This is a genomic window from Bacillota bacterium, assembly GCA_030705925.1.
In the GTDB taxonomy this organism is placed as follows: Bacteria; Bacillota; Clostridia; order Oscillospirales; family Feifaniaceae; genus JAUZPM01.
This window is the reverse complement of record JAUZPM010000069.1, coordinates 1-10244: the sequence shown is the minus strand read 5'-3', so window position 1 is coordinate 10244 and position 10244 is coordinate 1. Positions and strand designations below refer to the sequence as shown.

Below are 10244 nucleotides of genomic sequence, written 5' to 3'. Positions count from 1 at the left end.
ATGCCGGCGCCGGTGCCTGAGCTTTGCGGGTCGATAGCCTGCTGAACAGAGCTGATAAGCTCTGCACTCGGCTTTTTAAACTGAGAATCGATGATTTCAAGCTTAACAGTGCCGCCGCCATTCCAAGCGGGAGTGACCTTAACGCCGCCAACGCCGTCAAGCGCGACCGTTTTCTGTTTGTAATCGGAAATATTTCCGCCGAAAGCCGCGGCTTGGATGCTGTTCAGATAGCGTTTTCGTAAAGCCTCGGTATCCTCCTCGTCCTCGCCTGGGATGGATAATTCCAAAACGTCGGCGGTCGAAAGCCCGTCGATATAATCGACGGGTATCAAAGCGCCAGCCGTATCATTTCCAGCGGTTCCCGCAGTCCCGCAGACAAGATAGAATATCCCGTCCGAGACCTTTTCGGAAACCGTGAAATTAAGCATTCCCAGTGAGAATCTTGACCCGATAGGAACATCCATATGGGCATTGCCGTTTTTAAACTCCGCCTTAATGATCGAAACTGTGGCGGGCGTGGGTGCAATGCCCCTCTCGGCGCAGCGCCTGATAAGATAATCTCTAGATGCCGTGTCTGCAAAAGTCTCGTCCATGATAGAATCGAGCTCGATATACATATTCTGAAGCTCGACGGCAGCCGGGGCGAGAGCACTGTAAATAACGCTGCCTTCTCTGGTGTCGATGTTAGAATCCTGTTCTTTGACATTGCTCAGCATCCGCTTAAGGATAGATTCAAATGTAACATCCTCGTACATTAAATAGTCACCGCCTTTTCTGCATCAATATCGCCATAGATAGTGCTGACCCTGAAGGCAGCGCGGATCTTCCTGCCCTCATAGTCAAATACGAAATCGCTGACGCCGGTAATTCTCGAATCCTGTGTCAGTGCTTCGGTTATTCTTCTTTTGAGTTCAGGCAGAACAAAGGGCATCTGCTGCCCGTAAAGGTCCACAAGCTCAATGCCGTAGTTCCATGAGTATATTAGATATTCATACCGCTCGGTATTGAGTATCAGATAAACCGCCTGCTTCATGGCATCCAGTTTGTCTGCAAACCCGCTTATCGTGTTGCCGTCTGAAATTTTGAAAGTTCTGGTTGGAAGCTCGATAATTTGAAAATCTTTTGACAAATCAATATTGACAGCCGGAATCATGCCATCACCTCACCTTGTCTAAAACAACGAATTTTTGTCCACCCTGCGCCCTGACGAGGATGACCTTGTCTCCTTTTGCAAGCGCGAGATGAAGCATATAGTCTCCTGTGGCTCCGGAATTTGCAATCACGTTCACGTCATAGCCTGTGACGCTGAAATGCAAGTCTTTCACGAGGGTAGTCAGGATAAGATCCCTGTCGGTCAGCACCATTTTCTGATCAAGGCTGATTTTCAGTGGAGACGCACTCATTACTTCGCCAAAGTACACCCCCGCGGGCATGGCGTTTTCGACCGCTTCGACAGCGGCTTTTTTGATAAGCTGAACTAAATCAGGCAATAAAATCACCGCCTCTCAGTGTGAGATCCATCCGGTGCTCGCTTGCGGTAAATGAGTGTTTGACCTTTTCGACGAGCATAAAATTTTTCACCTCCATATCTCCGAGGTCAAGGTTGACGACAACGGAAGATCCGGCACGGACACTGGTGTCGCCAATGGCGCCGCTTATGGAGAGGTTGCGTGTCTTGCGGTCGTAGAGTTGAAGCAGGGCGTTAGCTTTAGCCACTCCGATCGACTGGGTCTGGATCTTATCGAAATACTGAAGGACACCCCACTGATTGATGTTGGCGGAATCCTGAACAGTGAAGGTCTGGCGCTGATTGGTTTGGTCGTTTTCATAGACCAGCTTGATTTTGTTATATGTATCGCCGTCGATGCTGGAGGTATAGTCGAAATTTTCGCCCGTCTGCTCGTTGATAAGTAGGTTCAGCTTCATATCCTCAACATTTTTAAGGGTCAGTTTGCCGTAATCGTCGTAGAGGACGAACAGCTTGCCCGTATTCTGCAAGGTCTCGTCAAGAGCGGTCTGAATGATATCAAAGAGAGTCTTGTTGTCCTCTTTTCTTGAATAGATTTTATATCCGGTCGAGTCAAGCTCACCGGCATGCAGCCTAAAATCGCCGGCAATCATTCTGATAAGCTCATCCGCAGAGGTGTCGGCATAGTTGATGGTATCCTTGTTTTTGAGGTATCTAAGCTGATCGTAGGCGGTAACTTCGATGACCTTGTCCTTGTCCCGTTTTTTCTCAAAAACGAAGCCGTAAAAGATCTTGTCGCCGCCGTATTTGAACATTACCTGACCGCCCTCATAAAAATCAATGATGTCGTCCTTGAGCACAGAAAATGTGAGTTTACCGGGTTCGCCCTTGCGTGATGTCTCCCATGTGATGGTGTCCTCGATAACAGGGGCATATATCTTGTCGGCATCCTGGATAAAAAGCTCAACATTCTTCAAAACTCACCCCTCCTTTCTAAGACGGCATAATAAACACCTGCCCCGTGTAAATGAGGTTAGGGCGTTTGATTTTGTCTCTGTTGAGGTCATAGATTTCGGTATATCTCGCCCCGTTGCCGAGATATTTCCTAGCGATGTTCCAAAGGCAGTCGCCATTTTTTACGGTGTAAGTGCTGAGCTGCGGAGCTGAATCATCAGGTCTTGCGGATTCGATGGTTGCGGTGTTGTCCGACTGCGGCTGAACGATCTGGGTTCCGTAGGGCTTATATTCTTTAAGCTCAATGGAAACGGTAATGTCGGTGCCGTTCTCGGCGTCTTCCGAAATGTCATAGGATTCAAGGGTAACCGTCTTATCGTGAACGACCATATGGTCGTCTTTCGTTTTATTATTCCATTCGCTCGTAAACTGGAATGGGGTTCCGCTCAACTTGAGCTGTTCCAGTCTATCCAGATAATAGCTTGCAGGTTTAAAGCCCAGCTCGTCCGGGTAAACGGCAAATGGATACTTAACCTGTGGAAGGACTGCGTCAAAGCTGATTTCAGTCAGTCCTGAGGGCTTAATAATGTTGATTTCGGAATCATCGATAAGGTTAAAAGTTTTATTCTGACCTTTCACCTTTGTGGTAATTTTAGACGGGGTGACCGGCAAAGCCATCCCGTCCAGCGTTACAGTATACATCAGGCATACGCTCCTTCCGCGGCTGCCGACATGCTCTGGTAAACCTTGTCTTCAAGGTAACTGACGATGCCGTCCAGATCCATGCCGGAATTAACATTGTTGTGGTTCACCATATCGACCTTGATTTCTGCGGTCGTGAATCTGTTGATTGCTTCCTGCTCTGCAATATCGCGCAGATACTGCATGTCTTCATCAGAAGAATCCATCGAATCGCTCATAGCGGCGGTGTTTCCGGCGGTATCGGCAGTGTTCTGCGCGATATTGCCAAGCGCATCGTTTATTCCGCCGGCACCGGCACCCGCACCCGCGCCGCCTGGCATAAACTTATCCTGCAAACCTTTCATTTTATCCGTCAAACCACCCAATAAATCATCTTTATTTCCAAGCCCTTTCATTGAGAAAGCATTTCCGATGCTCTTTTGAATATTTGTGCCGAATTTATTGCCTGCGTTGAATGCGGCACCAGGATCGACACGGGCGATTTCAGGCGCGTCACGGTTCAGCGTTATAGATGTGTTACCGTTTTTGCCCCAGCTGAGGACATTCTTTTGGAGAGCCTTAATACCGTTTGTCCACTTAGTCCCGAAGATTGCATCAATGATTTTAGTAACTACCGTTCCAAGGGATAAAAACTGTGAAATGATTTGACCTAGCAGGTTGAATACCGCGCCGCCGAAGCTGGTAAAGCCGCCATTGCAAACATTTAAGATCCATTCAATAAGTCCAAGGAACGGAGTGACAAACATTGACCAAAGGAGTTGGATAGCTCCGTTTATTGCGCCGATAAGAACGTTCAATATTGTTGCGCCAAGCCACATAAACGCTCCGCAGATAAGCCCAACTGCGCTGAGATTCTGCCCTGTGAGTCTGTTTATCACCGCTATAACGATAAAGAAAATTGCAATCAAAGCAATGATAGCGAGAATGATCCATACAATCGGGCAGGCATACAGTGACGCGTTCAGAGCCCACTGACCTATACTCGCAATTCCGGATGCAATAGCGAGCACTCCCATAGCGAACGCAACGCCTAATATTATCGGTCCCATGGTGTCCCAGTTATTCGCTATAAAGTTGCCAATTTCCCCGATAATACCAAGCACCCAAAGCGCCGCTTCCGCGGCAATTTCAAGTCCTCCGGCAAAAACTCTTATGAACGTCTGTATCTGAGGCATATTTGCGAGCTGTCCGATCTTTTCAAAAACAGGCTGAAATGCATGCTGCATGCTATTATTGATTTCCGTTTTTAAATCCGAAAAAGTTCTCGGCATCTGCCCAAATTTTTGATTGGTCTGGTCAGCCGCCGAGAACATCGCGTTTTTAATAACATCAGACGAAAGCTTTCCCTGATCGGCCAAATTTCTGACCTGATCCACTGGCAGGTTCATATAGTCAGCAATAGACTGGATAATGCCGGGGGCGGTCTGCAAAACAGAATCGAATGCGTCCCCCTGCAGGCTGCCCTGAGCCATAGCATTGGTGAGCTGCTCCATGCCTGATGCCTGATCTTCAATACTCGCGCCGCCCATTTTAAAGTTTTTCGTCATTAGATCTGAAAACGCAATAAGTTCTTTACTGCCGCTGAAGGCGCCGCTTGCCCGCGCGCCCAAATTACCGACAGTATCCGTCATGTCTTGATAGGATGTCCCTGTATTCTGTGCTGAGCTATAGATCAAATCCTGTAAATCCCTCGTTGACTGCAATCCGTCGTTCATCATCTTAACTTTTGTGTTCATCTGGGTATATTGATCTGACATACTAGCTATTTGCAAAGCATAATCTCCAATTTTCCCTACAACAGTTGCTCCCACAGATAGAATCGATTTCTTCTTTTTATCGCCTCCGGTGCCCTCTTCTATTGAGCCTCCAGAGGATTGAATCTTAGTCTGAGCCGATCTGTTCTTAATCGAATTTTTAATATTTTTCCCTGCCGAGGATAGCTTATTTATTTTCTGTTGTAAGCCGGTAATACTGTTTTTGGCTTTTGTAATATCACTGCTCACTTGAAGGGATTTTTTAAAATCCTTTCCCGCCTTGGTCAGCCCGTTCATTTTCTGTTGCAAACTGCCAACGCTGTTTTTCACCTTTGTAATGTCACTGCTCACTTGAAGCGTTTTTTTAAAATTTTTTCCCGCTGTGGTCAGCCCGTTCATTTTCTGTTGTAAACTGCCCACGCTGTTTTTCACCTTTGTAATGTCACTGCTCACTTGAAGCGATTTTTTAAAATCCTTTCCCGCCGCGGACAATTTCTTAAAGCTCTGTTCCAAGCTGCTGACGCTGCTTTTTGTTTTTGACAGTTCCGATCTTGCCTTTTGAAGGGCGCTTGTGTCCACCGCATTCCGGGTTGCTTTCTGCAAAGATTCAAAGCTTTTTACAGTCGTTTGAATCGCCTTATCCATTTTTTTAAGTGCCGGTGTCAGCCCGTCCGTAATTTGAATCGATGTACTGATCGTTCCCATCATCTCACCTGCCTTTAAATAAAAAATAACAGGATGCGTTTTTTTCGCCCCTGTTTAAGCCTAAATTTTCAAGTCCTGCCATAATGGCACCTCACCGGCGCGTGCGGCGCCCTTTTGTTCAGCTCATTTTTCACTCTCCGCCTCCCGTCCTGCTATTTTATATTCACAGCGTCTTTCACATCTCCGAATCCTCGCATCTCTCACCTGTTTCGTTCTTATATATTATAAAATAAGCCTGAACAGTTTTCGTTCCGGCTTTCAAGTTATTTTCGCATTAAAAAAGCATCTTACTCTCGTAAGATGCTTCATTCTCAATCAAAGTTCTTTATTCCATCCTTATTATCATATGCGGCATCCGTTTTTATTTTCAGCGCCATGCCTTGGCACCCCCGCCAATCTTCCATCAACGTCTAAACTCATGGTTCCGTTTCCCGCGTCTCCCGCGTCTTACATTATAGCTTACAGATCCACAGTCACTTCATTTGTTGACCCATAATTCTGCTCAAACATATCAGCTAACGCATTGGCTAACCTGATATTTCCGGTTATCACAAAACAGATATAGTCTATTTGGTCGTCATTTAAATAGGTAAATATGAAATATCTCGTTGTAGTCGTAGTTGTTATCTCTTTAGTATCGTTTAGCCACAATGCCCCAGTTTTACCAAAAGTCTCATAATTCCAAATGGCTTGACCGACACTTGGAACATAATCTGTCTGTACTTCAGTATCGGTTCTCACTGAAACATTAATTATCTTGTCACAGGCAAGCCTGATTGTGGTTCCACTGCCTTCAAAGATGAAGACATCAGGCTCAAATCCAATTGTGCAGTTTGTACCATCAGCCAAAGGCAGACCGCACACCAGATTTGCCCATACATGACTCTCACGATATTCTTTGATTCTAGCTTTTTCCTCTCTTATCGCAGCTCTTTCTGCAGCAGGTTTCCTGCTGACAAGGATCAGGACAGCACTTATAATACCGCAAAAAATAGCTGCTGGCATTGAATCTTTGTCACCTGAAAGAACTAGAATCAAGGAGACTAAAGTAAAAACCCCAAAAAAGATTCCTAATCCTCTTGCAATTTTCTTTGCAATACTCATAACATGCCCCTCATTTCCATTATCGTCATAAGTTTAAAGCGCACGAAAAAACATGCCAATTAATAAACAAATTTTTACGAAAATAGCTTCAAACTACAGAACCCGCATCTCCGTGTTTCGCCTACAGATCCATAGTAACTTCATTTGTCGACCCATAATTCTGTTCAAACATCTCGACCCATGAATTAGCTAAATCAAGATTTTCCAGTATCACAAACCCGACATAATCGATTTCCCCGTCTTTTAAATAGGTAAATATCAAATAATTCGTTATAGTCGTATTAGTTATCTCTTCAGTATTATTTAATAATATTGCTCCAAGTTTGCCAAATGTCTCATAATTCCAGATGGCTTCACCGACATCTGAAACATATTGTTTCTGAATGTCAGTATCGGTTTTCACGGAAATATCGGTTATCTTGTCACAGGCAAGCCTGATTGTGGTCCCGCTACCTTCAAAGATGAAGACATCAGGCTCAAATCCGATGATACAGTCTGTACCATCGGCAAAAGGCAGCCCGGCAAGGTGGCTTGCCAATACGTGGCTGTTATTGTATTCTTCAATTTCCTGTTGTTCAGCCATCAGCTTTTCTTTTTCCTGCCTAATTGCTTCTAATTCTTCTTTTGATTTCACTCTGATAATAGTCATGGGCAAACCAATGACGCCGAACAACACCGCAGTTGCAATAGAAGAGGTATTGCCGGATAAGCTTACGATTATCCCTATTAAACACATTACCAAACATATAATTCCAATAATTCTTCTTGCATTCATAACATGCCCCTCATTTCCATTATCGCCATAAGTTTACAGCACATGAAAGAACATGTCAATCGATAAACATATTTTTACAAAAAATAGAATCAAATTACAAATTTATTTCCAGCATTCTCACGCCCAAGCCGTCCCCCACACCGGCAGGGGACGGCACCCACGGCGTGACAGCGTCGTCACCTTTTAGACTTGACTTTTTTAGCTTCCTTCTCGTCGGCTTCGATTTTAAGCAAGACGGCGGCGATAACGAAAGCCTTTTCCTGTTTTTCGAGGCTGACGAACTGAGATGGAAGCATGTGCAGCTTATGAAGGCAGTAATAAGCAATATTTGCTTCAAACTCGCCTTCTTCAATTAGTTTTTTGCTTCTTCAACCTCATCTTCCATGGCTGAGTCAAAGCCGTTGACCTCTTGGATTTTGGTGAGGTAATCGGTATACTCACCGGGGGTGAGCATAGTTTTAAGAAGCACGTCAGAGCCCATAACGCCATAAGAATTCTGCAGTTCCGCGTCGTCAAGGTTAGGATAGACTGTGCATTTAGCGGCAAGTTTTCCAAGATAGAGGTTAAAATCGGTGTCCTGCGTATATTGATTTCTCTTGCCGGGGATCTGCACCCGTTTTGTGCACGCTTTGCGCAAGGCCTCGTCGTCGGTAGAAGTGATGCAGCTGATTTCCCATTCGATAGGCTTACCGTCCTCGCCGACGAAGCGTTTGGAAGCAACGAATTTTATGTTGTCGACTCTCAGTGCGTTTTTAGCAAGAAAAGCGCTTAAATTGCTCATAAATCAAGATCCTTTCCATTACATGCCGGACATTTTAGTAAACTGTTCGGGCATTTCAAAATCTTCAAAAGTAAAGTCCATATCCTCATCGAGGTATTCAGAGCCGGCGTCGAACTTAGTAAGGATGCCGCCGTCGACGTTGCAGTCTTTGAGGATGATGGTCTGTCTGCCGACGCTGGAGGTAGGGTCCTCATTTGTAATCTGGATGTCGAAGTAAATATCCTCGCCGCTGTTCTTATACCTGTAGAGCAGCTCTCTGAATATGCTGGTGTTATAGTGGAAGGTGGCGGAACCGGTGCCCTTCCAGCTTGTGGCCTTGTTGCCTTTGCCGGTTCTGCCGAGGATCGGGACCTCGCTTTTATTTTTTTCGAACTTAGCCTCAAGTTTGATTGCGGACATCAGATTGTACCTGTTGCCCTCGATAGTAACGAAACATTCAGCCAGTGACGCGGAAATGGCGTCCTTGGCAACCATTACATTAGCCATAATTAAAACCTCCTATCTTATTGAACCACAACGGTCATGTAGAGCTGTGCCATAGCGTTGACAGGCGTAACCACGTCTGAAACGACAACGGATTTTTTGGTGTCGCCCGCCGTGACTTTAACATCATCGGCGCTGAAATTCTCGATAGCTCTGATGTTCTGAAGATCCTGATGGTGTTTAACGATGTCGTTCCAGAGCGAGATTCTGCCAGCGTCGTCATTGGGGACAGCGCCGAGGTATTTGGTATTGAATAGTACGGCAATATCGTTTGCGACCTGATCGAGGACTCTGATGGTCTGGTTGCTGCCGAAATCCTCTGATTTCTCATCAGAAACAGACACGAATGTGTTTATATCCTCAAGCACGCGGATCTCGTCACCGACTCTATGGAAGATGAATTTGCCGGATTTAAGAGCATTTTCGAGTGCGGTCTGTGTATAATCCGTGTCGACAGTGTACTCGCCGTCATAAGCTTTGTTGGTGTTGCTCTTGCTGACGGCACAGCCGGCCTCGATGCCTGTGACCCAGTAAACCAGAGAGGATTCTGCTGCGCCGGAGTCAGTGGCTTTGTTTTCGACAGAGATAATGCCCTCGTGGTCAGCGGTAGACGTTCTGTAGAGAACCGTCTGGAATTTAACACCGAGTTCGTCGCGCATACGTTTGGTAAAAGCAACAAACAGTCCTGTGATCTCTGCGGTTGTAGAGGTGCAGCCCAAAGCGTTGAAGGAATATGACTCGATCTTGTCGAGAAAAGCCTGATATGCGGCGCCGTCTGGTGCTGAGCCGTTGGTTCCTCCTGTGAGGTTGATTCCGGCGGAAGGTGCAAGAGTCGCTGATGAAATAAAGTCGACATAATCGTTGCCTTTAAGTTCGCCTGCAGAAGCGACTGTCTGTGAGTCGACCTTAACAGTGTCTAGATATGTAGATACATCATATTTAGAGGCGTTGTCCGTATTGATCTGGATGATGAGCCTCAGGTCGTTGCCGCGAATGCCGGAATATTTTGCTGTTGCGAATGTGCAGGCAGCCTTAACGCCGGAATTAAGCCTGTAAAAATACCCTTTGCGGATATTTTTGAAGAGTTCGCGAAGCCCCTTCATTTTGTCATTGCCGAATGCGTAACCGAAAGCCTTCATAGAGTCAGACTCAAAATTTTGCGAATCCATTTCAAAAACCGTGTCTTCAATGCCCCAGTCGAGTTCGATTGGCATAGCTGCGATGCCTCTGTCCGAAAGGACAGCGGATGCCTTTGCCAAACTTACAAAGTTGATATAGGAACCGGGAAGCGCCTTATTCTGCGCTGTAAAAGTTCCGCCGCCAAGTGCCATGTTACTTCACCTTACCTTTTAAAAATTTATTGATTATTTCATCAGTTTCATCCAGACTGTAGGAACCGCCTTTAAGCTGAGCGCTGAGAATATCTCGGCAGTTTTCATACCGTTTGGAGGAAAGCAGCTGATTTTTAGTAAATACAGTTTTAGTTTCTTCCGGTTTATTTGCCAAAAAAATCATCCT

General features: G+C 45.7%; 12 protein-coding genes. All 12 read right to left on the bottom strand.

Annotated features, from left to right (window positions below):
- Positions 1-755: baseplate J/gp47 family protein (locus Q8865_09665; GenBank protein MDP4153687.1), on the bottom strand; the 755-nt coding region annotated here is incomplete at its 3' end.
- A complete protein-coding gene (locus Q8865_09660) occupies positions 755-1153 on the bottom strand; it encodes a DUF2634 domain-containing protein (protein MDP4153686.1) in 399 nt (132 codons plus the stop codon). The genes Q8865_09660 and Q8865_09665, both read right to left, overlap by 1 nt.
- A 4-nt stretch (positions 1154-1157) precedes the next feature.
- Positions 1158-1499: a DUF2577 domain-containing protein gene (locus Q8865_09655; GenBank protein MDP4153685.1), complete on the bottom strand. Its 342-nt coding sequence runs from the start codon at positions 1497-1499 to the stop codon at positions 1158-1160.
- Positions 1483-2445, bottom strand: a complete 963-nt coding sequence (locus Q8865_09650) for a hydrolase (GenBank protein ID MDP4153684.1) — start codon at positions 2443-2445, stop codon at positions 1483-1485. The genes Q8865_09655 and Q8865_09650 overlap by 17 nt, the downstream gene beginning before the upstream one ends.
- A gap of 16 nt (positions 2446-2461) precedes the next feature.
- Positions 2462-3124, bottom strand: coding sequence for a LysM peptidoglycan-binding domain-containing protein (locus tag Q8865_09645; protein MDP4153683.1), 663 nt, complete (start codon positions 3122-3124; stop codon positions 2462-2464).
- Complete coding sequence (locus tag Q8865_09640) at positions 3124-5583, bottom strand: tape measure protein (GenBank protein MDP4153682.1); 2460 nt, start codon at positions 5581-5583, stop codon at positions 3124-3126. Before Q8865_09640 ends, Q8865_09645 begins: the two co-directional genes overlap by 1 nt.
- 459 nt (positions 5584-6042) lie before the next feature.
- The gene (locus tag Q8865_09635) at positions 6043-6687 is read right to left on the bottom strand and encodes a hypothetical protein (GenBank protein MDP4153681.1); all 645 of its coding nucleotides are present in this window, start codon (positions 6685-6687) and stop codon (positions 6043-6045) included.
- A 121-nt stretch (positions 6688-6808) separates the two neighbouring features.
- Positions 6809-7462: a hypothetical protein gene (locus Q8865_09630; protein MDP4153680.1), complete on the bottom strand. Its 654-nt coding sequence runs from the start codon at positions 7460-7462 to the stop codon at positions 6809-6811.
- Between the two features lie 352 nt (positions 7463-7814).
- The gene (locus tag Q8865_09625) at positions 7815-8243 is read right to left on the bottom strand and encodes a phage portal protein (protein MDP4153679.1); all 429 of its coding nucleotides are present in this window, start codon (positions 8241-8243) and stop codon (positions 7815-7817) included.
- Between the two features lie 18 nt (positions 8244-8261).
- Positions 8262-8729, bottom strand: a complete 468-nt coding sequence (locus tag Q8865_09620) for a phage tail tube protein (GenBank protein ID MDP4153678.1) — start codon at positions 8727-8729, stop codon at positions 8262-8264.
- 17 nt (positions 8730-8746) lie between these two features.
- Positions 8747-10057: a phage tail sheath family protein gene (locus Q8865_09615; GenBank protein MDP4153677.1), complete on the bottom strand. Its 1311-nt coding sequence runs from the start codon at positions 10055-10057 to the stop codon at positions 8747-8749.
- Position 10058: 1 nt separating this feature from the next.
- Positions 10059-10244, bottom strand: a 186-nt coding sequence (locus tag Q8865_09610; GenBank protein MDP4153676.1) for a hypothetical protein, incomplete at its 5' end; no start/stop codon positions are given.

What these genes read in the sequence shown, in the direction of transcription:
- Q8865_09660 (MDP4153686.1), bottom strand. Translation starts at nt 1,153, where the DNA reads ATGATTCCGGCTGTCAATATTGATTTGTCAAAAGATTTTCAAATTATC.
- Q8865_09645 (MDP4153683.1), bottom strand. Translation starts at nt 3,124, where the DNA reads ATGTATACTGTAACGCTGGACGGGATGGCTTTGCCGGTCACCCCGTCT.
- Q8865_09640 (MDP4153682.1), bottom strand. Translation starts at nt 5,583, where the DNA reads ATGGGAACGATCAGTACATCGATTCAAATTACGGACGGGCTGACACCG.
- Q8865_09635 (MDP4153681.1), bottom strand. Translation starts at nt 6,687, where the DNA reads ATGAGTATTGCAAAGAAAATTGCAAGAGGATTAGGAATCTTTTTTGGG.
- Q8865_09630 (MDP4153680.1), bottom strand. Translation starts at nt 7,462, where the DNA reads ATGAATGCAAGAAGAATTATTGGAATTATATGTTTGGTAATGTGTTTA.
- Q8865_09625 (MDP4153679.1), bottom strand. Translation starts at nt 8,243, where the DNA reads ATGAGCAATTTAAGCGCTTTTCTTGCTAAAAACGCACTGAGAGTCGAC.
- Q8865_09620 (MDP4153678.1), bottom strand. Translation starts at nt 8,729, where the DNA reads ATGGCTAATGTAATGGTTGCCAAGGACGCCATTTCCGCGTCACTGGCT.
- Q8865_09615 (MDP4153677.1), bottom strand. Translation starts at nt 10,057, where the DNA reads ATGGCACTTGGCGGCGGAACTTTTACAGCGCAGAATAAGGCGCTTCCC.